Annotated in this window: 22 protein-coding genes; 5 read left to right on the top strand and 17 right to left on the bottom strand. The window is 36.6% G+C overall.

Annotated elements, in window-relative coordinates:
• Positions 1-20: 20 nt before the first annotated feature.
• The 7 genes from RHO14_10615 to RHO14_10645 all read right to left on the bottom strand — a co-directional run bounded on the left by RHO14_10615 (position 21) and on the right by RHO14_10645 (position 8,509).
• Entirely contained in the window at positions 21-1,880 is a 1,860-nt protein-coding gene (locus RHO14_10615) for a glycoside hydrolase family 3 protein (protein ID WVD70806.1), read from the bottom strand.
• Between the two features lie 1,654 nt (positions 1,881-3,534).
• Positions 3,535-4,110 (bottom strand): isochorismatase family cysteine hydrolase, encoded by a 576-nt coding sequence (locus RHO14_10620; GenBank protein WVD70807.1) that lies wholly within the window; start codon positions 4,108-4,110, stop codon positions 3,535-3,537.
• Between the two features lies 1 nt (position 4,111).
• Complete coding sequence (locus RHO14_10625) at positions 4,112-4,726, bottom strand: thiol:disulfide interchange protein DsbA/DsbL (GenBank protein ID WVD70808.1); 615 nt, start codon at positions 4,724-4,726, stop codon at positions 4,112-4,114.
• A gap of 171 nt (positions 4,727-4,897) precedes the next feature.
• Positions 4,898-5,281 (bottom strand): RidA family protein, encoded by a 384-nt coding sequence (locus RHO14_10630; GenBank protein ID WVD70809.1) that lies wholly within the window; start codon positions 5,279-5,281, stop codon positions 4,898-4,900.
• A gap of 296 nt (positions 5,282-5,577) precedes the next feature.
• Positions 5,578-6,951, bottom strand: a complete 1,374-nt coding sequence (locus RHO14_10635; protein WVD70810.1) for an APC family permease — start codon at positions 6,949-6,951, stop codon at positions 5,578-5,580.
• A gap of 210 nt (positions 6,952-7,161) precedes the next feature.
• Positions 7,162-7,581 (bottom strand): OsmC family protein, encoded by a 420-nt coding sequence (locus RHO14_10640; GenBank protein ID WVD70811.1) that lies wholly within the window; start codon positions 7,579-7,581, stop codon positions 7,162-7,164.
• 112 nt (positions 7,582-7,693) lie between these two features.
• Complete coding sequence (locus tag RHO14_10645) at positions 7,694-8,509, bottom strand: MBL fold metallo-hydrolase (protein ID WVD70812.1); 816 nt, start codon at positions 8,507-8,509, stop codon at positions 7,694-7,696.
• Positions 8,510-8,611: 102 nt separating this feature from the next.
• Between RHO14_10645 and RHO14_10650 the strand changes: the two genes are divergently transcribed.
• Positions 8,612-9,274 carry an HD domain-containing protein gene (locus RHO14_10650; protein ID WVD70813.1) on the top strand — a complete coding sequence of 221 codons (663 nt, stop codon included), beginning with the start codon at positions 8,612-8,614 and terminating at the stop codon, positions 9,272-9,274.
• 134 nt (positions 9,275-9,408) lie between these two features.
• Here RHO14_10650 and RHO14_10655 read toward each other — a convergent pair whose 3' ends face one another.
• A complete protein-coding gene (locus tag RHO14_10655; GenBank protein WVD70814.1) occupies positions 9,409-9,630 on the bottom strand; it encodes a hypothetical protein in 222 nt (73 codons plus the stop codon).
• A gap of 358 nt (positions 9,631-9,988) precedes the next feature.
• Here RHO14_10655 and RHO14_10660 point away from each other — a divergent pair, with 358 nt between their 5' ends.
• Positions 9,989-10,558 carry a hypothetical protein gene (locus RHO14_10660; protein ID WVD70815.1) on the top strand — a complete coding sequence of 190 codons (570 nt, stop codon included), beginning with the start codon at positions 9,989-9,991 and terminating at the stop codon, positions 10,556-10,558.
• 1,078 nt (positions 10,559-11,636) lie between these two features.
• Here the strand turns inward: RHO14_10660 and RHO14_10665 are convergent.
• From RHO14_10665 to RHO14_10695, 7 genes are all read right to left on the bottom strand, one after another.
• Positions 11,637-12,089, bottom strand: a complete 453-nt coding sequence (locus RHO14_10665) for an SMI1/KNR4 family protein (GenBank protein ID WVD70816.1) — start codon at positions 12,087-12,089, stop codon at positions 11,637-11,639.
• 81 nt (positions 12,090-12,170) lie between these two features.
• On the bottom strand, positions 12,171-12,617 hold the full coding sequence (locus RHO14_10670; GenBank protein WVD70817.1) for an SMI1/KNR4 family protein: 447 nt from the start codon (positions 12,615-12,617) through the stop codon (positions 12,171-12,173).
• A 90-nt stretch (positions 12,618-12,707) separates the two neighbouring features.
• The gene (locus RHO14_10675; GenBank protein ID WVD70818.1) at positions 12,708-13,274 is read right to left on the bottom strand and encodes an SMI1/KNR4 family protein; all 567 of its coding nucleotides are present in this window, start codon (positions 13,272-13,274) and stop codon (positions 12,708-12,710) included.
• Between the two features lie 78 nt (positions 13,275-13,352).
• A complete protein-coding gene (imm31, locus tag RHO14_10680) occupies positions 13,353-13,574 on the bottom strand; it encodes an Imm31 family immunity protein (GenBank protein WVD70819.1) in 222 nt (73 codons plus the stop codon).
• A 172-nt stretch (positions 13,575-13,746) separates the two neighbouring features.
• Entirely contained in the window at positions 13,747-13,962 is a 216-nt protein-coding gene (locus RHO14_10685) for an Imm7 family immunity protein (protein ID WVD70820.1), read from the bottom strand.
• Positions 13,937-14,326: a hypothetical protein gene (locus RHO14_10690; GenBank protein WVD70821.1), complete on the bottom strand. Its 390-nt coding sequence runs from the start codon at positions 14,324-14,326 to the stop codon at positions 13,937-13,939. The genes RHO14_10685 and RHO14_10690 overlap by 26 nt, the downstream gene beginning before the upstream one ends.
• 13 nt (positions 14,327-14,339) lie before the next feature.
• On the bottom strand, positions 14,340-16,634 hold the full coding sequence (locus RHO14_10695; protein ID WVD70822.1) for a hypothetical protein: 2,295 nt from the start codon (positions 16,632-16,634) through the stop codon (positions 14,340-14,342).
• A 763-nt stretch (positions 16,635-17,397) separates the two neighbouring features.
• On the opposite strand from RHO14_10695, the gene phoA reads away from it, so the two are divergent.
• From phoA to ilvN, 3 genes are all read left to right on the top strand, one after another.
• A complete protein-coding gene (gene phoA, locus RHO14_10700; protein ID WVD70823.1) occupies positions 17,398-18,831 on the top strand; it encodes an alkaline phosphatase in 1,434 nt (477 codons plus the stop codon).
• A gap of 1,650 nt (positions 18,832-20,481) precedes the next feature.
• Entirely contained in the window at positions 20,482-22,170 is a 1,689-nt protein-coding gene (ilvB, locus tag RHO14_10705; GenBank protein WVD70824.1) for an acetolactate synthase large subunit, read from the top strand.
• A gap of 3 nt (positions 22,171-22,173) precedes the next feature.
• Positions 22,174-22,464 (top strand): acetolactate synthase small subunit, encoded by a 291-nt coding sequence (gene ilvN, locus RHO14_10710; protein WVD70825.1) that lies wholly within the window; start codon positions 22,174-22,176, stop codon positions 22,462-22,464.
• Between the two features lie 84 nt (positions 22,465-22,548).
• Here the strand turns inward: ilvN and RHO14_10715 are convergent, their stop codons facing one another.
• Positions 22,549-22,752, bottom strand: a complete 204-nt coding sequence (locus RHO14_10715) for a heavy-metal-associated domain-containing protein (GenBank protein ID WVD70826.1) — start codon at positions 22,750-22,752, stop codon at positions 22,549-22,551.
• 74 nt (positions 22,753-22,826) lie between these two features.
• A complete protein-coding gene (locus RHO14_10720) occupies positions 22,827-25,088 on the bottom strand; it encodes a heavy metal translocating P-type ATPase (protein ID WVD70827.1) in 2,262 nt (753 codons plus the stop codon).
• Positions 25,089-25,263: the final 175 nt, after the last annotated feature.

Here is a 25,263-nt window from a genome sequence, read left to right on the forward strand (position 1 = left end):
TTTAATCCTTATTATTGTTATTAATAGGTTAACCCATGCCCATAAGGGTAAATAATTTGCTGTAAATCAGCTGATTTAATATCAACAGGTAGCTTGCCATGAGGATAATTTAAAATATGCCCTGATGATTCAAACAGTGTTCGAATACCACTACGGATGTTAGTTTCTAGGCTATTTCTCACATTATTAGTTACATCAAAACCCGTAATGCCATAAATCGCAATATTTGCATCAACATGATCTAAATAAGCAATATCGTATGGGTTGCGACTTGAAATAACGACAAGTGGTACATTTTGCTCTTTTGCAACGTCAATAATTGCTTGGGCATTATATGGATTATTTGTTAAGTTATAAGTTGTGAGCAGCACTAAATCTTGACCCGCTATTTGCTTGGTTAACGCCGATTTATCAATGGTATTGGCCATCATTTTAACCACATGATCCGTAATATCGATATTAACCGAATAAATATCACTGATTTCTTGCAACTGCTTACGGATAAGCTCATTACGCGGTAATTCGTCAGAAAAAATCACCACGCGATTATCTGCCTTTAACTGATACGGTAAGATCGCATTATTTTTGATTAAAGTAATCGATGCTTCAGCAATTTGATTTTCAATATCTTTATTTAATGGTGAGGCAACAACATTTTTCGCCACCATGATATCAATCTCATTCACCTGCAATTTTTTTGCTAATTTGGTTTTCACAATGCGCGTTGTTGAATCATTAATATGCTTCATTAAGAGGGGATCATTTGCCGCTTCTTGTTTTAAGTATTGATACAAACTATCGATTTTTTGTATATCGTCTTTATTTTCAATCGCTAACGGCATTAAAATGATGTCATTACCCGCAAGGATCGCTTGTTTAATTGACCAATTTTTATCAAAATTACTGGCAATTGCCCCCATATCCATCGCATCAGTAATAATCAATCCTTGATAACTTAATTCATCACGTAAAATATCTGTTAAGATCTTGCGCGATAATGTTGCTGGTGTGCCCATCATGCTATTATCTTTTGTCGTTAACATATTATTGTCTAAAGCAGGTACAACCACGTGCGCCGTCATAATCGCGTCAGCATCATCCATCAATGCAACAAAAGGCGATAATTCAAAATTTCGCCATGTTTGCTCATCAATATTGATTGTTGGTAAAGCAAAATGAGTATCGGTTGCGACGTTGCCATGGCCAGGAAAATGTTTTAACGAGGTCATAATGCCATATTGATGGATGCCGCTAATATAACTGCGAGCGAGGTCGGTAACTAATTGCGGATTATCTGAATAAGAGCGCACACCAATAACCGGATTATTTTGATTATTATTAATATCAACAACAGGCCCAAAATTAAAATTAAACCCTAAATTAGATAATTCATAACCATGCACCATTGCCGAGATACTGGCTAAAGTCGGAGAGCGCGTTGCACCTAAAGCCATGTTACCGGGCATTTCGGTTCCTTGCTGTAACCGAGTAACATATCCGCCCTCTTGATCGGTACTAATAAAAAGCGGTAAGTTAGTACGCGCTTGCTGTAAGCTGGCAATCAACTTGACCATTTGCTCAACATTAACTAAGTTTTCCCGAAATAAAATTACCGAGCCAAGATGGTACTGCTTGATAATATTATTAATTTCGGGATTAGGGTCGATAACCAATTTTTTATTTTGTAGCTCATCAACGTCCCACTTACGAAAATCAAACATTAACATTTGGCCAATCTTTTCTTCAAAACTCATCTCACTGACGATCTGTTTTGCTGATATTTCGGGTGACTGCTGATATTGTTTTAATTCGTCATTGCTGATAACCGCAGCGTAGGAAGCGCTTGATAATGCCATTAATAGGAGGAGTAATTTTTTCATTGCAAATCCTTATATTCAATTAGCTAACTTATTTTTTTTAGCATAATAAGTTCTTTTTTAATATTATGCTGTGACGCTGCTCTCATTTTTATATAATTAGGAATAATTAATTCTTAAAATAAAAATAAAAATTAATAAAAAATTAATAAATAAATATTAAGTTATTGTTTAATTTTATTTAATGCTAGTTATTGCAATTTACCTTAATTTTTTTATCCGTTGTCTAAGATCCGTTAAAGAGCATTGATTATTCTTTTATACACGATATTTTTGTAAGGTTTAAGTTTTTTTAATTTCGTTCAAAAGTTATCGTAGTAGGTGTTTTTATTATAAATGAGGGTTAGTTTGTTTAGCTTTTTCGGGCATTAAAAATGCGGTGAATAGTTAGGCAACAGTTATCATGCCCGAGCAAGGGGGCTTTGCGGCCCCCTTAGCTTCCCCCGCATCCGCATGGGTATGATGGCCGCATGCGGCTACACTCCTTCTTCTTGCAAGCTTAACGTGTCGACGCAGATTCATTCCCGATGAAGCTGCGCCTCATTTGTCATCCATGACAAATGCACGGCTTACAATCAGTCGTCGACATCATACAAATGCGGAAAAGCTAAGTTCAACAACTTGACCTAGCAAACACTGAATTAATACTCGTTAAAACTTCGTTCAAAAGTTATCGTAGTGGTTGTTTTTAATATAAAAATACGCGCGATATTCACTAGCGAGTGAATAAATAGTAAGTACGTTAATTGAGTAGCAACTGCTGGCTTTATCTGATGAAAATAGCATTATACAACTATTTTAAGAGCGGTGAATTGTTTCGCCTTTTTAGGCTATGGCAAAATATGTTAACTTTGCTAGCTAGGCGAACCGAGGGGCTGTGAACGCAGCCCCTCGGCCTCCCCCGTTTTCTTACGCAGAATGCGTAGGGCATAATAAGTCAATCAAACTGAAAAAATACTAAACTCATTAATAATCACCGACTAAAACTTCATTCAAAAGTTATCGTAGGGATGGTTTTTAATATAAAAATACGCGCGATATTCACTAGCGAGTGGATAAATAGTAAGTTCGTTAATTGAGTAGCAACTGCTGGCTTTATCTGATGAAAATAGCGTTATATCGCTATTTTAAGAATGGTGAATTATTTCGCCTTTTTAGGCTATGGCAAAATATGTTAACTTTGCTAGCTAGGCGAACCGAGGGGCTGTGAACGCAGCCCCTCGGCCTCCCCCGTTTTCTTACGCAGAATGCGTAGGGCATAATAAGTCAATCAAACTGAAAAAATACTAAACTCATTAATAATCACCGACTAAAACTTCGTTAAAAAGTTATCGTAGTGGTTGTTTTTAATATAAAAATAAGCGCGATATTCACTAGCGAGTGGATAAATAGTAAGTTCGTTAATTGAGTAGCAACTGCTGGCTTTATCTGATGAAAATAGCGTTATATCGCTATTTTGAGAATGGTGAATTGTTTCGCTTTTTTAGGCTATGGCAAAATATGTTAACTTTGCTAGCTAGGCGAACCGAGGGGCTGTGAACGCAGCCCCTCGGCCTCCCCCGTTTTCTTACGCAAAATGCGTAGGGCGTGATAATTTATAAAACTAGACAAACACTGAATTAATACTTGTTAAAACTTCGTTCAAAAGTTATTGTACTTAAAATTGAGTTTTTAATTGTTCGGTATCTATAACCGTTGCAATGCTTTTTAAAAATTCAATCGAGCTTATATGCATCTCTTCGCTCGGTGCCGCGCAGGCATCTTCAATAATGACGACTTCGTAATCACGATCATGCGCTTCCCTTGCTGTGCTTTGTACCGTCATTGCTGTACTAACACCTGCAATAATTAATCGCTCAATTTTATTTGCCCGTAATACCGCTTCAAGTTCAGTGCAATAAAAAGCGCTTACTCGAGGTTTAATAATAACCATATCGGCTTTATCTGCATCAAGCTCCGGGTGAAAATCGGTGCCTTTTTGGCCAAGCATTAAAGCGCCAAGTTGGTTTGCTTTGGCAAATACAGGTGAGTTTTTTGGCTGCTCAATGTAATTAGCACTAAAACCGACTTTTACCAGTAATTTTAGCCACCCCTTGCTACTTGCAATGTCTAATATTTGATTCGCTTTTTCAATAATATGTCGCTTTTTTGCAAGCGGTGCACTGCTTGCAATTTTGCCGTCGTGATGCATGATATCAATAATGTAATCAATGCCGATAAATGCTGTTTTCATCTTATTTTTCCTCGATCTCAATGAGCTGTTTTAGCTGGTTTAACTTGTCTTTCACATCTTGATACTGATTTGAGCTATGAATCAGTAATTGATATTTACCATTGATATAGATAGAGGGAACGTATTTTAGATGATAAGAATGAGCCAATATAACGGATTGTTCTAACTTTTCAGTCACGTCTTTTGAATTATAAAATTGTTTAAGCAGCGCTTTGTCAATATTATTACTTTCCGCCCAATCAAAAATTTCATCAGCATCATTGAAATTCAATCTTTGCTCATGGATCGCGTTGTAGGTTAGTGGCGTAATGCGCTCTTGCTCTTGCTTAGATATCATGCCAAGGGCATAAAATAAACGCGCATACTCAACCCATTTGCCTTTACGAGGGATCGCAATTCGCGTAAAAATAACATTATCCGGTTTTTGTGCTAACCATGAATTAATTTGCGGCTCTAACATATAACAATATGGACAACCATAAGAGAAAAACTCAACAACCTCTATCGGCGCTTCTTTAGTTGGCGAGGCCTCAATTGGTTTTTCTAGCATGACATAATCTTTATTTTCAACTAACGCTGCAAAAGCAGAATTCATTAATATTAAAGAAAAAACCATGATAATCATTTTAAATATAAATTTGCGCACGGCGGTTGTCCTTATTATGTCACCAATTAACACATATTAAGATCATTGTAATGTGATAATGCAAGACAATAACTCACTAAGGTATTAGATTATAAGATATTTATCCTCAGTGAGGATTTTCACCGAGGCGTTTTCGTTTGATTATTTAGCAACAATAACTTCAATTTCAACTTTAGCATCTTTAGGTATTCGAGCAACTTGTACACAAGAGCGAGCAGGAAATGATGCATCATTTTCTTTAAAAAATTGCTCATAAACAGCATTCACCGCAGCAAAATCATTCATATCAGCTAAAAAAATGGTCGTTTTGACAATATTGGCAGGTTTACAATTTGCGGCAGCTAAAATTGCTTTTACGTTCGCTAAGCTCTGCTTGGTTTGCGCACTTACATCCTCAGGCATCGTGCCCGTTGCTGGATCAAGTGGAATTTGCCCCGAAACAAACATCAAATTACCTAAATCAACCGCTTGTACATAAGGGCCAATCGCTGCTGGCGCTTTATCGGAATTGATAATTTTAACCATTTCAATTTACCTCATTTATTTGTATTTAATAACTAAAAACATGCGTCTAAGGAAAACAATATACAACATCTATCATGGAAAATGCAGTAAAAAATACGTTTTGTCGCACGGTTTTTTTGGCTTAACACACAAATGATATAACGCGCAGTTAAATACCGCCTACTGATTGCGATTTTAGTTGATTAGGTTATTTTAATTTCGTTCAAAACTTATCGTGATAGCTATTTTTAGTATAAAAAGTAATTGGTAGATAATACTTATACTATAAATTATTTATCTACCCATGTTATTTTAAATTAGGATTTTGGCTTCGTTATTAAATTTGACTTTGATGACTCAAGCCATGCTAAATTAGCTTTTCCTTTATTAAAAAATAGTACCATTACGCCAATTATTAACCAAATAATGCCCACTATTTTAGCGTCATTATCAATATTTATTAGTACGGGTAATAGCACCAATATCCCCATAATCGGGATTAAAATATCAATAAAAAATGATGATGTACCACGGCGTTTTTGCTTAAATTTGAAGTAACCAATAACCGCAACATGTAGCATTATAAATGCCGTTAATGCACCAACATCAACAAAGGAAACTAATGTTGGTAATCCTTTGGCATAGTTAGCGGCAATGGCGGCTAAGCAAAGATTAAATATTGCGGCAAATAATACCGCCGTAGTTGGAATACCACTTTTTTTACCGACCTTTGATAATATTGACGGTAAGCGTTTATCACGTCCCATACTAAATAATAAACGGCTTGCGGCAGCTTGCCCAACCATGGCGGCAAACGCCGCGCCAATTGCTTTCATCAATCCTAAAGACCAGCCAAGCCATAATGATAATTCTTGATTTACAATTTGGTAATAAGCTTTGCCTTGTAGCCCAGGATTTGCCCGCAAATATTCTGGTGAATAAGGGCTAAGTAACGCACCGATATAGGTTTGTATAATAAATAGTGCGCCAGCTAAAATTAAGCAACCAATAATCGCTTTGCTCACTAAGCTGCGTTTACCGCCATTTTCTTCGGCAAAGGTTGCAATAGCATCAAAGCCTAAATAAGAAAGGACTGCAATTGAAACCGCTGTAAATAAACTGTTCCAACTAAATAATTCACCGCCAATAAAAGGCGCTAACCACTCTCGCTTTGCGCCGCTTTGCAGTAAAACCCAGATCCCAACTGATAAAACGGCAACAAGTACAATGATTTCGAGCATTAAAATGATTAGTGTGATTTTAGCCGATTTTTTAATACCAATAAGATTTAAGGTGGTTGTTATAACAACAGCAATACATGTCCAAACCCAAATTGGCACCTCTGGGATCAGCGCATTTAATGAGATCCCACTAAATAAGTAAGCAACTGCGGGAATAAACATGTAATCAAGTAGTAATAACCAGCCCACTAAAAAACCCGCATTCGGGTGAATACCCGCCGAGCAATAGGCATAAACCGAGCCAGCATTAGGTAGCACAGATGACATTCTAGCGTAAGAAAATGCCGTAAATGCCATGATGAAAGTTGCAACAAGATAAACCAGTGCAATGGCGCCATCACTAATTGCATCAAGCACACCAAATAATCCAACGGGCGCTGCGGGGCCAATAAAGAGTAATCCAAGGATCACCAAATCCCTAAAACGCATGCTTTTCTTTAATTGTTGCATAACCTAATCTCAATAATTTGATTTTTAACTGTCACTATCTTAGTGAGATTGTATAAATATGCTAAGAATAAAACGCTATTATGTTATTCCGATCGGTTATATGCTTAAGGCTATAGTTGGCATTGATTGTAAAGCGTATTTATTGCAGATACGATTTATGTGAGGTAAAAAATCCCGCAAGCGCGGGAATTGTTAGCATGTAAAGCAAGATTATTGTTGTTCTCTTATTTCGTAGGTATAGCTCATTTTGGCGGTTTTACCTAGCATAATCGAGGCACTACAATATTTTTCGGAAGCAAGCTTGATTGCGCGTTCAACCGATTCATTAGAGATTGAATTACCCGTTAAAACAATATGAAAATTAATTGACGTGTAAACTTTGGGTGACGTATCAGCTTGTGTTTTTTCGATATCAATCCACATATCGCGGACATCTTCTTTAGCCGTTTTTAATATCGCGGTAATATCATACGCCATGCAGCCTGCTGCGCCATGAAGTAACAGTTCCATCGGGCGAGCACCGCGGTTACGTCCACCATGTTCAACGCCGCCATCCATAACTAACGTGTGACCACTTGCTGTTTCGCCAATAAAACCAAATTCATCAATCCATTTCAAACGATCTTTCATGTCAAACTCCTTCACTAAATAATTGTATTAAGCGTTATTTATTCTATTATGTTTAATTAATAAAATCACGGCTTAAATCGATTTGTATTTTATAAAATAAAGTCACACAAACTTAGTCAATTTCGATAGTTAAACCAACCCCCACGTCGAAAATAGGGATCGCCTTATTAATTTCTACCTTTGCTGCAAAAGAGACGCAGTGACACGGATAAAGCATCGTAATGTTATGCGCTTTAAAATAAGCTATCGTATCACTGAGTTGTGGCGAGATGTCCATAAGATGAAAACCGCCAATAATTCCGACAACGCGATCATCACCGCAAACTTGCTTAGCATATTCAACAATATTACAAATGCCGCTATGGGAACAGCCGGTAATGATAAATAGCCCCGCTTTACCTTGATAAACTAGCGCCGTATCATCCATGACATAATCAATTTGAGACTGCTTTGTCTGCTCATCAATAATATTGCCTAAATTTTGCCTCATTTCAAATTGGTTTGATGAGGGAATTTCCCCTAAAAAGGTGATTTTTTCAGTAATTTTAACTGGCTTTTTAGAAAGCTTTAATAAACACATGCGGCTTAACGCTTGCTCATTAAACGGCGCCCCGACCGGTTGATTATCATAAAAGCGCGGTTTAAAGGCATCTGGGTGAGCAACGATTTTAGTCTGAGCAAAATTAATTGATTGACTTAAATATTGTAACCCTCGAGTATGATCATTATGACCATGTGAAATCGCAATGGTTGTAACCGCACTTAAATCAATATCAAGCAGCTGTGCATTTTTAATAAAAATATCAGAATACCCAACATCTAATAAAACGTTATCTTTACCATCTTCAAGGTAATAACATACCGCAGGCTCGCCATAATAATAACGATCGATGAAAGTATTGTTATCAACCAAAACAACGAGCTTCATTTATTAACCTCTTTTACGCACTTTCTGGATTTTCACTCACAAGATACACGATTATTATGTATAATTGCTACATTGTTTTATTTCGCTGGATATAAATTCAACATGCTAACTGAGCATCAACAGCAAGTCATTACCAATACTTATCACTATGCCAAACAAAAACTTTCTCATGACTTTTCAGGCCATGATATTGCTCATATTAACCGAGTTGTTAAGCTTGCTCAGCATATTCAAAAAACCGAGCCAGAGGCTGATCTGTTTATTGTAACTATCACGGCCTATTTACATGATGTGATCGATGATAAGGTGATTGAAAATGTAGAAAAAGGCCGGCAAGAGCTGATCGCGTTTATGCAGCAGCAGCAAATTGAACAATCTAGCCAGCAAGCGATTCTTGATATTATTGATAATATGTCATTTCGTAAAAACTTAACTAGCAAGCAGCCATTAAGTAAAGAAGGCGAAATTGTGCAAGATGCTGATCGCATTGATGCAATTGGTGCAATTGGCATTGGTAGAACCTTTTATTATGGCGCCAATAAGAAACATACCATGTATGACCCAACGATTGCGCCGCGTATAAATATGAGCTTAGATGATTATAAAAAACCGTCTACCGTGATAAACCATTTTTACGAAAAACTATTACTGCTTAAAGATCAAATGAATACAGAAGAAGGTAAAAAACTCGCCCTTGAGCGACATCAGTTTTTATTAAGCTTTGTTAAACAGTTTGAGGCTGAGTGGAATAGTGAAGATTTGTAGTTAATGGGATTGGTTATGCGACGGCATGTTTGTTAATTCAGTGTCAAACTAGGTGTTTTTGTGTGGGGATTTCAAACGGCGTTATTTTTAGATTGTGGGGAATTGTTTCGCCTCTATAGCTATGATGCGATCTTTTAGTTTATTTGCTCAGGCGAACCGAAGAGCTGTGAACGCAGCCCCTCGGCCTCCCCCGTTTTGCTACGCGCAAGGCGTATAGCTAGTTTTTTTTGTTTAATATCTTTATTTTTATTTGCCTTATCTAAATCGTTTTGGCTTGGATTGCATTCTATTTTAATTCCAGATAAATAAAACTTACGATCTTTATCGGGAATTGTTCCGCCATCACATGATGGCATTCCATCACCGTAAGCAGTTCCAAATGTTCCTCGCCAACGTTTTCTTTATTCCTGCTACCCGCAAAGCTTGATAATGATAATAAAATTAATAGTAGTAAAATTTTTTATACATTCCAATATCTTCTTTTTGTTGAGTGAAAAATTAACTTAAAAAAATATTCAATTATTAGCTATTAGTTTTTTTATTATTAAGAATATGTTCAAAGGCTTTTGGTGTAATTCCCATAATTATAGCAATATCATCAATAGAAACGTTTTATTAGGCAGAGTTTAAATATTTATTAATAATTTTTCTAATATAAAAAGTTTATGAATTATTATAAGCTATTGTTAATATAAGTATTCGAGAAAAAATAATATGTTCAAATCACAGATCGAGTATGTTATTAATATTTTAAAAAATAATAATATTCGTTTAAAACAAGGAATGACGGAAACGCAAATTAAACAAGCACAACACCAGTATCAGATCGAATTTCCTTTAGAGTTAAAGAGCTTATTAATGGCTGTGTTACCTGTCTCAGCGCCTTTTTATGACTGGATTGATAGTTCACAAACAAATAAAACCTATATAAAAAATGCTTTGAATTGGCCATTAGAAGGTATGCTATTTGATGTTGAACATAATGGATTTTGGTTATCTAAGCAATGGGGAACAGAACCCAAAGCGATGATAGAGCGTTTAACTATCGCGGAGAAGAATATTAAACAAATGCCTAAACTAGTACCAATCTATTCTCACCGTTATCTGGCAAACACGAATAGTGATCAGTTATCTCCGGTATTATCAATTTATCAAACCGATATTATTTATTATGGTAAAAATTTGTGGGATTATTTTGCTGTTGAATTTAATGTTAAACCTTATAAAGATATCGATTTATCTAGTATCTTTATTATCCCTTTTTGGTCAGACTGGATTGAATGATTTCTGGATAATTGACGTTTGTCGTCATTTCTCAATTCAACAACGTAACCAAGAAGACTTACGCGATAAAGTACACTCTATGAGCGCTATTTTTATTCAATTAACAAATTATATACCTAACATCTTTTGATTAAAGATAGAGTAAAAACTTTACTTTGTTTGAATGTCTATTTTAACCAGAACAAAAACTTGAAACACAGATATAGTGAAACTCTGTCTCTATAAAATAATTTAGATCTTCCATAAAGTTATTCGGAAAATTGACAAGCTCAAATAAGGATATCATGGGGAACTTATTCATTATATCGTTATTGAAAGTTAAATTTTTATCAAGATTCATATAGTATAAAGAATTAGCAAATTCATTTGCTGTTTTATTAGTAGATAACGCGTTAAATTGAATGAGATTATCTTTAATATAGAAGTAATCGTTAATTATTTTAGTAAGATATTGTTCGTCTATGAATATGGGAGGCTTATCGTTTCTATAATAATCCCAACCTTCCCAAAAAAAGATTAATCTAGTAAATAAAATATAAAATGCTTCCAGAGCTGACTTTACCTCTGATTTATTGATAAAACAGTAATAGACTGAACTTTCACACTCTGTTAACACGGTTACGTTTAAAAATTTTATTAACGTAGTGATATCAGTTTGTAGTATATGTTTCAAAAAATGATTTACATTAATAGATTTTAATTCATGTGTATTATTCAATATTTAACCTATTTTTTTGATTTATTAAACATTAATGAACCTATATTTAATACTTTGGGGAAAAAATCACATATAAAATTCAATTATTTTTTAGCGTTAACCGTTTTATTTTTAAGTATCTTCTGTACTTCTTTAACATAAATATCCAGCCAACGTTGTTACCTTTATTTTATTTTTTATATTTACTTGCTCTCAAAAGCCATCAGACCGACTGGTTATTAATATAATAAATAATTATTTGAATAAATCGTTCCAACTTATGTCGTCAAACATATCTTTTTCATAATGGTGACTAATCCCTTGAGTTAACAATTAAAATTAACCTTATATATTTTAGAGAACAATTTTCGCTATATCGATTTATTTATGCTCTTCGAATAAATCCATAAAGTCACTAAAACTATCAGCTATCCAATAGGTATTATTCTCATCAGTAGAAGTTTCAAAATGATAACTGTCATCCCAATAATATATGCCTTGCATTTCGTCACGACAAATCATGATAAACAAGCCGTGCATAATACTATCACCAATAATTATTGTCTTTGCAGGAAGGTCACTTTGTAATTTATCAGTCCAAAAATCAATATTAGCGGCTTCATGCCCAGTATCAATTCCATATAATACATCAACGACTACTTTTTCAGTAAGGCCATTAACTGGTAATTGATTATACTCATTTATATTTACTGAACCACCATTTGTATTTAATAAAAATGCTTGATAATCACTTGGCAACCTTAGATTGTATTTTTTTTCTAAGCGCTCGATACTTATTTTAGACGCTGCCCCTATCTTATTTAGTACTATCACTTTATTAATTTAGTCCTTAGCAAAACAGAGATAATACTTGGTTAATTTTAAGCTATAATTTTAAACTTAACTTTACACTGCCTATTTTTCAAACACCCATAATTCCATAAACTCAGTAAATGTTGATGTAATAAAATATACATTCTCATTATCATCAGAACTTTCTAGATTGTATGAATTATCCCAATAATATATACCAGCCTGCTCTTTATCCGTTATCATTATATATAATCCAGAATTATAATCAGTTCCTATTATTATTGCGGACATCGGCATATCAGATTTATACTCTATATTCCAACTAATTAAATTATAGTTAGGATTGTCATTAATACCTAATAAAACACCCAGTGTCAGCGTTTCATTTAAATTATTTAACATCAAAGTTAAATAATTACTTTGAGGCAGCCCACCATTAAAGTCAATTAAAAACTGTTTATAGTCTTTAGGTAAATTAATGTTTAAATTATGCTCAATATACTCTATTTGAGCTACTGTTAATTTTCCAAATCCATTTTTAATATTCATTACTTGTTTATCCAAAACTAAATCATAAATATCCAACTACTCTTGTGACCAGATATCAATACTGCCATTTCACTTTGATTGTAACAAAGCTTATATAATAACAATCTGCTGTTTCAGTTTAGAGTACTTATCTATTTCAGTTTGCCAAAGTTTTAATAATTCATCATCGACTTTAACATTACTGTTAATTTTTTTCATTCCTTGCAGTCTTTCGTCTATAGAACGAATAATAAACTTCTGGCTATTGATTTGAGATATAAAATTTTTAAAGTTTGAAGATAAATAATTATACCGATTCATTTCAGTGTCTAAAAAATAAACTTCCCCATTATTATGTTCTCCAATACCAATTACTATAAAGTTCCCTATGCTATCCATTGCGATTGGTAAAAAACTATTATTCATACAGTCGATAAAATCATCACATCTAGTTAAAAGTAAAAAATTATAATTTTCATCATTCTCTTCAAAACCATAAAAACCTCTTATGTCTGAAGAAATTTCATCTATTTCAAAGCTTGTTTTGGGTGTATAACCGCCATTATATTTTTTCAAAAAATCAGCATACAAAGAGGGGAGCTTTATATTATTTTGCTCTTCAAATCGGTTTATTTTTTCTATTATATTTGATGTATTAAAACTAAAAATTTTCAACATTCAATTATCCCTAACTAATGATATATACATGTAAAAAACCAAGTTAAAATATTAAAAGTGAAATCAATTAAATAAGTATTAATAAAAATCTTCACGCTTAAATTGTTTCCCTGTTGGTTTTAAATCTTTTGCTTCAAAGAAGTCTAACCCCTCTCTTCCATGAATTAAAACACCATATCCATATATAACTCCATCTTCTTCACTAATACCTATAATTACACCTTTCTGATGAATAAGTTGTTTTTGTGCTGTAGCCGCTAAAATCTCAACCTCTGAGAAAAAACTTAATCTGCTATTCATAATCATATCGCATTTTTTATTTGTGAGTTATCTTTCCATCTAAAGAGACATTCAGATGTTTACCATCTCGGGATGCCCAACCTAAATGCTTTTCGCCTAATTTTGATAATTGAACGTCCCATTCAAATTCCTGTCCAGCTGTTCTTGACGGACCTTTAACCCATTCATCTAATTATTCACCATCTTCAATAGTCGGAATACAAGGCGATAGAAATGGGTCTTTTTCTTTTCTTATTTTTCCTCTAGCTAACACAAAAAACCCAAACTCATTGAAAGCATCATCAGATTCATCATTTTTTAGATGAAGTAATCCATAATAAATCGCACTTATTTGTACTTTAGGTGTATTAATTAATTGATACTTATTCTCTATAAAATAAAGTTTCATATTGCATTTCAATTTCCTCAACTAAGATAGTTTTACATACAATTTTCATTGTCATAATTGATAGATCAAGTGATGCTGAGATAAAATCCTTATTGTCATCACACTCGCTTAATGATATATCTTGGCCATAATAACCTAACTGCCCATTCGTCATATTTTTTACTTGGAAATCACCGCGCCAGTTTGCATCCGTTTCATAGCTAACCTTGTAACAAGAAATAAAACTAATCTTCCAACAAACTTTATTATTCTTCTCAATAAATAAATATATTTCATCTCCAAAATATTTAGATTGGAGATCTAATATAGGCATATCCCAATATTTAGTTTCATTTATTTGATTTATTAATAATTTTATATTCATTAAATAACTCTCTTTATTTATTAGACCACGGAATATGCCCATCAAGGCTGTTATAAGGGACAATTTTTCCATTAATATCTAATGGATTTTTATTCATATCAAAAATATGAATATGTTCATAATGAGTAACATTGTCAGGAGGATCTATTCGAATACGAAAATTTTTACCGATATCCTTAATATGAACTCTACCGTTATTTTCAAAAAACGTCCAACCATCTGGTAAACTATTTTTTAGCTCATCTAGTGAAAGATCACTTATTTTTTTAGGCGTTAATTCGTCTAATTTAAACCCTTTCAACTCAACCACATGTTGCTGGTTTTTAGTGATATTTTCAACTGAAATCGCAACTTCGTCGGCTTTTATTAACTGTTGTGGTTTTGCTGTCGCAATCGGTTTTACTTTAACCACATTATAGACTTGATTGGTGGCTTTTAATGCATAGCCGGCTTTGGTGATAGCGCTGATATCAAATAGGCCATAAACAAGTTCACCATAACCTTTTGGCACGCCAGCCCACTCTAAAAACTGGGCGCCGTAAGTGGTTGTTGTATCTTGTGATAATAAACTTCGAGTGCCCGCTTGTAAGTTATCAAGCCCAATAAATCCGATAGTGCCGGCCAGTGGGGTGCCAACGCCGGTTGCGCCAATTGCCGCTGCCAAGTATAAACTGACCGCGCCGCCGGCCACTTGCGCTGAAGCAGTTAAATTACTTAACGATTTATCGCTGCCAATCATGGTATTTGCGTACATAATTCCCACATCACTTTCACCAAGGGTAAAGCCCGGCATTGATAGCATGCTTTGGTATTGGTTTTTTAAGGTCGGGAAGAATTCATCAACAAAGTCATTTTCAACGGGCGTAGCGGTTAAGTTCCACTCGGTAATATGGGCATATTTAGCGGGGATTTTAATCTTGAGTTTATCATCAAGGCTAAAACGGCCAATAAACTGAGCCGAGTTATCGGCAGCGCTAATTTGATAGCGGTAATTGCGGTGTAGGGTTAAAGCAATAAAATCGAGGGCTTTTAACTCGATAGGCTTATAATTTAACTTAGTGGTTTTTAATTGATATTCTCGCCGCGTTTCTACATGCTTAATAATGCCGGGCTCACGTAGCTGTTTAAGCAGTTTGACGGCAGTAAAGTAGAGGCTTTCAATATCGGTTAGGCCATCAACTTGCGTATCGTGTTTTATTTGCGCTTTAAGTTTGCTTTGATAATCTTTATCACTCTTGGTGCCATCATGGATTAAGGGCTGATTAAGGTACTCTTTGGCGATTTTAGCCAAGTCGCTATTATGATAGGCATAGTCATCTTTATCATACCCCTCGCTGTGGCGTAAGTTCGCGAGTGATTTAACCGCCTGTTTGAGCTTATCGAAATCGGTAATTGCGCCTTCGCTATCATCATAAGCAAGGTCACCCATGCGCTGCTTGGCGGTAATAAAATGCGTTTGATTGAGAGTTAGCAATAGCTGATAAAATAGTGCACCAATTAGCTCGTCAGGCCGAAAGCATTTCGATTCATCAAACACTTTAATATTAGGATTATGCTGCGCTGAAAAGCCATGGTTAATCACGCTGGCCATGGCCTCATCTTGCTCAATGCTAAACGGTGAATTACCGGTGCGAAGTTGTTCGCTTAGTTCATCAAGCCAAGCTTGAGCGAGTTTTTTAACCCGAAGGGGCGGTTCGCCGCGTAGGCTTAAATCATAATGACCTTGTTTGCCGCCCAGTAGAATATGCACTTTGGGTAGAACTGGCGTTACTGAAAAAATATCACCGTGTTTTAAAAAAATTTCATCGCTGCTGGTTTTAGCAAAAGTGATATGCTCATAGCTATTGCCGGCATTACGAACCTCGATTTGCTCAGGCTTGTGGTTAACTAAATCAACGATAATCCAACTATCATCAGGCTCATACATCGGCTCTTTTATTACAGGTAAAGCGGTGATAGTTTCATTTGCTAAGGCAGAGGCGTTAACATAGCCATCACGCGGTGGCAATTCAATTAATACCAGTTGCTCACTAAAGAGCGCCGTTTTTAAGACGTTTGCCACTTTTTCGGTGCACTTTTGATAATAGCTTTGGTAAGGTAAACCAACTTGTTGCAGTAAAGGATAGAAATTTTTACAACTATCGGGGCTTGCAACTAAGTGCTTAACGATATCATCGTAGCCGCAGTCATAATAATGTTTAATCCGTTTGGGCTTGGCAATGTACCTGTTGGTATTTTGCCGAGTTTGATAGTAATCTTCTTGAAGTGCTTGCCACTCTTTATTTAACACCAATTGGTAAAAGTACATTGCGATGCGGTTCCTATTATTATTGTTATTTTACATACGCTAAACCGCATCAAGTTTAACATGGTTTTTTAATCATAAAAAGGCCAGAAAATGTAAGTTAAAAAGCTAACTCATCATGGTGAGTTTATAACGATGTTAACTTTCGCCCTGTTAATATGCCTTTTCAATCAAAGTTTAAGTGTTGGTTTGGGAAAGGGTGATATAGGTTTTGATGTATTTTTAACAATAGGCTCATATCGCTATTTTAAGATGATGAGAATAATTTCGCCTTTTGGGCTATAGCAAAATAGGTTAATTAGCCCGCTAGGCGAACCGAAGGGCTGTGAACGCAGCCCCTCGGCCTGCCCCGTTTTCCTGCGCAAAATGCGTAGGACGTGATAGACCAATCAAACCGAATAAATACCAAATCAATCAATAATCACTGAGTAGAATTTCGTTCAAAAGTTATCGTAGTATCTGTTTTTAATATAAAATTAGGATTAGTTGGTTTAGGTTTTTCGAGCATTAAAAATGCTGCGAAGAATTGAATCTGCTTATTATGCCCGAGCAAGGGAGCTTTGCTTGCCCCCTTAGCTTCCCCTGCATCCGCATGGATATAATGGCCGCGCGGCTGCTCTCCTTCATCTTGCGAGCTTAATGTGACGATGCTGATTCATTCCCGATGAAGATAATTAACTAAACAATAAGCCGCTGTCACATTTTTGTAACATTATTTATTTATACTCATTGTGCTTTATTTAAAACAACTGAGGATATTAGAAAAATGATTAAAAATTTTAATAAATTAGCATTCGTAATTTCTAGTAGTTTGTTATTAAGCATGTCGCTTAGTTATGCCAATAATAATAGCGATGTACTCTATATTCGAGGAGCGACAGGAGATTTAACACAACTTGGCGGTGCAACGAGGCTTAAAGCGGATCAAAGTAATGCCTTAAAAGATGCAATTAAAACAAATAAAGTAAAAAATGTCATTTTATTAATTGGTGATGGTATGGGAGATTCCGAAATCACCGCCGCAAGGAACTATGCAAAAGGCGCTGGTGGGTATTTTGAAGGGTTAGATGCTTTACCTTTCACCGGCTCTTATACGCACTATTCTTTAGATAAAAAAACCAATAAACCAAATTATGTCACCGATTCTGCTGCTTCTGCAACGGCCTGGGCTACCGGTATTAAATCGTATAATGGTGCAATTAGTGTTGATATAAATGAAAAACCGTATAAAACGCTTCTTGAATTTGCTAAAAATGCGGGTAAATCGACGGGGAATATTTCAACAGCAGAAATTCAAGATGCAACGCCCGCAGCCCAATATTCTCACGTACCAAATCGTAAATGTTACGGGCCGAACGCCACAAGTCAGTTATGCCCCGCTATGGCATTAGAAAATGGTGGATTAGGATCTATAACCGAACAACTTATTAATACGAGGGCAGATTTAACCTTAGGAGGTGGCTATAAAACATTTTTAGAAATGCCTAAGGCTGGAAAGTGGCAGGGTAAGACACTTGAAGAACAGGCGATTGCGAAAGGTTATCAAATAGTTAAAACTCTCGATGAATTAAATAATTTAACGTTAGCTGAGCAATCAAAACCCGTTCTTGGGCTTTTTTCAAATGGTAATATGCCTATTCGCTGGAAAGGCCCTCAGGCAACCTTACATGGCGCAATTAATGATGCTGTAGTTAGTTGTGAAATCAATTCAGAACGCAATAAAAACATACCAACATTAGCGCAGATGACCGAAAAAGGTATCGAACTGTTAAAAAATAATCCTAATGGTTTTTTCTTACAAGTGGAGGGGGCATCAATTGATAAACAAGCACATAACGCCAACCCATGTGGCCAATTTGGTGAGACAGTTGATCTTGATGAAGCTGTGCAAGTCGCACTTAAATTTGCTAAGGAAAATGATGATACATTAGTGATAGTAACGGCTGATCATGCTCATGCCACGCAAATTATACCCTCTAAAGCAAAAGCTTATGGTCTTAACCAAACGTTAATGACTGAAGATGGCTCATTAATGACAATTAATTATGCAACAAGTGAAACAGATAGCCAAAATCATACCGGAACTCAAATAAGAATTGCAGGTTATGGGCCAAATGCAGCGAATGTAGCAGGCTTGCTGGATCAAACGGATCTGTTTTTTATTATAATGAATGCAATGGGCGTAGAATCTAAGGATTAAGGTGAGGCTTTTTTTTCGGGCATTAAGATGCGGTGAAGCGCTGAACACGGTTATTATGCCCGAGCAAGGCTTTATGTGGAAAAATAGTGTATGTCACTATTTTAAATAACAGTGAATGATTTCGCCTTTTGGGCTATAGCAAAATAGGTTAAATAGCTAGCTAGGCGAACCGAAGGGCTGTGAACGCAGCCCCTCGGCCTCCCCCGTTTTCCTGCGCAGAACGCGTAGGGCATGATCGGCCAATCAAACCGAATAAATACCAAATCAATTAATAACCACTAACTTAAATCTCGTTCAAAAGTTATCGTAGTATATGTTTTTAATGTAAAAAAAGCCGTGCCCATTCGACCGTTGTATTGCGTTGAAGATATTGTGGTCGTTAGCATAATCGGACAAGGATGCAAGGTAAAGCGCGGTCGTATAGGATATACGATACGCGCTGTTGCGTTAAAACGAACACAATAGACGAAAGTAGTCGCTTGCGACCGCAATATACAGGTCGAGAGCAGGATTATTAAGGACGTGCGGAACGTCCTTAATCGGTCGCGAGCAATAACCTTATTGATCATACTAACCTCATTAAGCGACCGAAAGAACACAAAACTCATTAATAACCACTAACTTGAATCTCGTTCAAAAGTTATCGTAGTATCTGTTTTTAATATAAATTTAGGATTAATTTGTTTCGCTTTTTCGGGCATTAAGATGCGGTGAAGAGCTGAACAGGGTTATTATGCCCGAGCAAGGCTTTATGTAAAAAATAGTGTATGTCACTATTTTAAAAGCAGTGAATCATTTCGCCTTTTGGGCTATAGCAAAATAGGTTAAATAGCTAGCTAGGCGAACCGAAGGGCTGTGAACGCAGCCCCTCGGCCTCCCCCGTTTTCCTGCGCAGAACGCGTAGGGCATGATCGGCCAATCAAACCGAATAAATACCAAATCAATTAATAACCACTAACTTAAATCTCGTTCAAAAGTTATCGTAGTATATGTTTTTAATGTAAAAAAAGCCGTGCCCATTCGACCGTTGTATTGCGTTGAAGATATTGTGGTCGTTAGCATAATCGGACAAGGATGCAAGGTAAAGCGCGGTCGTATAGGATATACGATACGCGCTGTTGCGTTAAAACGAACACAATAGACGAAAGTAGTCGCTTGCGACCGCAATATACAGGTCGAGAGCAGGATTATTAAGGACGTGCGGAACGTCCTTAATCGGTCGCGAGCAATAACCTTATTGATCATACTAACCTCATTAAGCGACCGAAAGAACACAAAACTCATTAATAACCACCTACTAAAATCTCATTCAAATCGTCAAACCCATTACGTGATCATTTTCACATTTTTTGTATAATGCGATAAAATTAAAATAAAAATAATTGCATGCCAAAAAAAATTATGTTTTTATAGAAGGCAGTTTATTAACAATAAAACGAGTTTAATTCCATGACTATACGTATTATGACACAGCTTCTTGCTACACTGATTAATTCAGTGCTCGTCGTCGTGCGTGTGGTGGTCGGCAATGCGCCGCGACGGGATTGAATCAACGAGTTGACCAAAACCCCGCCGGTGCAAACCGAGCGGGGTTTCTTTTTACCGACTTCCCGCTCTAATTTTCCCGGCTAATAATAAGGATAAAGAGCGATGCAATCTTTAAATACCCTATCAACTATGCAGTTAACCGGCGCTGAGTTAATTGTGAAAATATTAGAAAATTATGGTATTACGCAGGTAGCAGGGATCCCTGGCGGAGCAATATTACCGTTATATGATGCCTTAAGCCAAAGTAAAACAATTAAGCATATTTTAACAAGGCATGAGCAAGCTGCCGGATTTATTGCGCAAGGAATGACCCGCGTAACGGGTAAACCAGCAGTATGCCTTGCCTCAAGTGGCCCTGGCGCAACCAATTTACTTACCGCAATTGCCGATGCTAAACTTGATTCAATTCCAATCGTGTGTATTACCGGTCAAGTTTCCTTATCAACAATTGGCACTGATGCATTTCAAGAAGTCGATACTTATGGCATATCAATACCTATCACTAAGCATAATTATTTGGTGCGAACCATTGAAGAGTTGCCTTTTATTCTTCAAAACGCCTTTAAAGTAGCCCAATCAGGTAGGCCTGGGCCGGTGTGGGTTGATATTCCAAAAGATATTCAGACTGCGACAATCGATATCGATAGACTACCCGAATTACTAATGCCTAATTCACGGCCTAAAACCAATATTACGCAAATTGAGCAAGCGGCAAATTTAATTAATCAAGCAAAGCAGCCTGTTCTTTACCTTGGTGGTGGTATTGTGTTTGCAAATGCACATCAAAAGGCGCAAGAGCTTGCCGAAAAATCGAATTTGCCAACAACGACAACCCTGATGGCGCTTGGCTGTATGCCTGCGAGTCATCCTTTATCGCTAGGTATGCTGGGTATGCATGCGAAGCGTAGCACTAACCTTATTTTACAAGAAGCCGATTTGCTTATTGTGCTTGGCGCAAGGTTTGATGACAGAGCTATCGGTAAAACCCAGCAATTTTGCCCAAATGCTAAAATTATTCATGTTGATATTGATCGCGCTGAATTAGGTAAAATTAAGCAACCTGATATCGCGATCCATGCTGATGTTGCTGATGTTATTACGCAGCTATTAACTAAAGTTAGTAAGCAACCTAGGGCTGATTGGCTTGCCCGTGTTACGCAGTTGCAACAGCAATATCCCTGTCATCACCAAAGTGATGATCCGTTAACGCATTATGGATTAATTAAGCAAGTTGCTAAAATTATCGGTTCAAATGCGATTATTACAACTGATGTCGGCCAACATCAAATGTGGGTTGCGCAGGCTTATCCATTTAGTCAGCCTAGGCAACTGCTAACATCCGGCGGACTTGGTACGATGGGCTTTGGATTACCCGCCGCCATTGGCGCAGCGCTTGTGGCACCTAACCGTAAAGTAATTTGTTTTACGGGTGATGGTAGTATTATGATGAATATTCAAGAGCTTGCAACAATGGCTGAGCATAATTTAGATATTAAGATTATTTTGCTAAATAATCAGGCATTAGGGCTTGTGCATCAGCAGCAAACGCTGTTTTATGGTAAACGCATTTTTTCATCTACATCGCCGTATCAAGCCGATTTTATAAAAATAGCGCAAGGATTTGGTTTAACTACCTGTGATTTAAATCAAGTTGCAGATCCAATGCAAGTACTTGAAATAGCGCTAAATAGCCATGGTCCTTGCTTGATCCATGCCCATATTGATATTAATGAGAAAGTCTTTCCAATGGTGCCACCTGGTGGCGCAAATATTGACATGGTAGGAGAATAATATATGTCATCACTAACTAAACAAATCGTTCTAGTACTCACTGTTGCAAATCATCCGGGAGTAATGACCCATATTTGTGGTTTATTTGCGCGCCGCGCCTTTAACGTTGAAGGCATTTTGTGTTTGCCATTAGATGATTCAAATTACAGTCGAATTTGGCTACTTGTTAAAGATGATGAACGACTAACGCAGATGTTAAGCCAAATAGAAAAACTTGAGGATGTACAAAATTTAATGATATCTGAAGATTGTGATATTTTTATACAGCTCGCCAAGCTGCAAAAAATCGAATAACGTGTGATATTTATTAATGTTAACTAACCCTTAATAAGCTATATCGTAATACTGTTTACGATATAGCTTGGCGCGATATTTTAATTAAAAGCTAATGGCGACAAATTGATAACCGGCATCATCTACCGCCTTGATCGCAGCTTCTTGCGAAATAGTTCCCCCATCGATGGTAACTTCTTTTTTAGCAAGATCAACGCTTACACTTGCTTTTGGATCGATATCGTTAATGGCTTTAGTTACCGCTTTAACGCAATGATCACAACTCATATTATCTACAATTAGTTTCATGTTATTTTCCTTAATCTTTTTAAGTTACCTTAAGCATCATACTATTAGAATTTATTGACGTTATATAATTTGTGCTACTTTCTTAATAATCGAAGCCCATTGGCAACAACAAGTAAGCTGGTACCGATATCAGCAAATACGGCCATCCACATATTGGCTTCGCCCATAAATGTGAGAGCAAAAAAGACGATTTTTACGGCTAACGCAAAGGTAATATTTTGCACTAAAATCGCAAATGTGGATTTTGATAAACGAATAAACTGGGGAATTTTACGTAAATCATCATCCATTAATGCAACATCTGCCGTTTCAATTGCGGTATCAGTGCCAACCGCTCCCATCGCAAAGCCAATATCAGCCTTAGCTAGTGCCGGCGCATCATTGATCCCATCACCTACCATGCCAACGATCCCCGATTGCGCCAGCTCGCTAACGACCGCAAGTTTATCTTCTGGTAATAAGTTACCTTTTGCTTGGCTAATACCAACTTGCTTAGCAATGACCTCTGCCGTATAACGATTATCACCAGTTAACATTACGGTTTTAATCCCTAATTTTTTGAGTTCGGTGATAGCTTCAATACTGGTTTCTTTGATGGTATCAGCGACGGCAAATAGCGCCTGAACACCTTGTGGCCCAATTAGCATAACAACGGTTTTGCCTTGTTGTTCTAGGGCTTGTATTTGCTGATCAAGTAAGTTACTGCATACACCGAGTTCTTTAACCATTCGATGATTGCCCATAAACCATAATTCGCCCTCGATTTCACCGCGAGTGCCCTGCCCTAAAATTGCGCTAAAATTAATGACCTTGAATTGCGTAATTTGATCGTCGTTGGCAGCTAACGTAATTGCTTTAGACACCGGATGATCAGAGCGAGAAGCAATACTTGCAGCAATTTGCCTGATTTGCTGACTATCTAAAGTACCAAACACAATAAAATCAGTTTGTTTAGGTTTACCGTAAGTGATAGTGCCGGTTTTATCTAACGCGAGGGTTTTTAACTTACGACCTTGCTCTAAATACATGCCGCCTTTAATTAAGATCCCATAACGGGTTGCAACAGCTAAACCACTAACAATAGTTACTGGCGTTGAGATAACCAGTGCACATGGACAAGCAATCACAAGTAGCACTAGCGCTTTATAGATCCAATCAAACCAAATGCCATGCATAAATAACGGCGGAATTAAGCCAACGCATAGCGCAATGATAAATACCAGCGGCGTATATACTTTAGCAAAGCGGTCAACAAATCGCTGCGCTTGTGCTTTAGTGCCTTGAGCTGATTCTACTGCTTTAATAATGCGTGATAAGGTTGATTGCGTTGCAAGCGCTGTCACTTTATATTCAAATGATCCAGACTCGTTAATCGTGCCAGCAAAAACAGGGTCGCCAATTCCTTTTTCAATAGGCAAACTTTCGCCAGTAATTGGCGCTTGATTGATCGTTGATTGACCTGAAACAATTTCGCCATCTAAGGCAATGCGCTCACCGGGTTTAACCCTAACAACACTATCTATAGCAACGTTTTTTACTTCCATTTCTAACCATAAACCATCGCTTTGTAATACCGTTGCTTGCTCTGGCGTTAAACTCAGCAAATTTTTTATGGCATTACGGGCACGATCCATTGATTTTGCTTCAATTGCTTCAGCTAACGTAAATAGTACCATAACCATTGCTGCTTCTGGCCACTGGCCAATAAGTAATGCCCCCGTTACCGCAAATGACATTAAAGCATTCATATTGAGATTGAAGTTTTTAAGCGCAATCCAGCCTTTTTTATAAGTACCAAGGCCGCCTAGCAAGATAGCGACAATGGCAAGTATTAATACTCGATAATCAGGGCCAGCCATAAAATGAGTAATTTCAGCCGCTAAGGCTAAAACGCCAGCAAAAGCGAGCTGTTTCCACTTTATTTTCGGCGTAAAATCAGCTGTTTTTTCGGTATCAAAATTGAGGATTGGCTCAGGTGCCATATCGATTGCAGTTAATGCCGCTTCAATATCTTTTAAAGAAGCCTGCTTATGATGCACGGTTAAAATACGCTGCATTAAATTGAACTCGAGCTTAATAATCCCGGCCATATTAGCTAATTTTTTGCGGATCAATGCCTCTTCCGTTGGGCAATCCATATTGCCAATACGGTAAACAGCTTGTGTATCGTTACTTACTGGAATAGGCGCATTATCTGATGACAAAATAGGCTGATCGTGGCTACAAGCACAATGTTTCTGCTCTTTTTGATGGTGATGGTCATCATGCTCGTTAGACGTATGATGATGTGGGGTAGATTTTTGCTTGCTACAGCAAGATGAATTATGCTGATTCATAAGTAACCTCATTAGGATTAATGCGCGAGTTCTGCTTAAATAATAGAGAACTTTTTATTAATAGTAAGCACTTTAAACCCTAAAGTCACTACAAGGTCAATAGGTTAGTTTATCGCTTTTGCTTGCTTAGCTTAAGTTTAGTTAAAATATTGTTGTAATAACTTATTTTGGTATA

The organism is Orbaceae bacterium lpD04 (assembly GCA_036251935.1).
In the GTDB taxonomy this organism is placed as follows: Bacteria; Pseudomonadota; Gammaproteobacteria; order Enterobacterales; family Orbaceae; genus Orbus; species Orbus wheelerorum.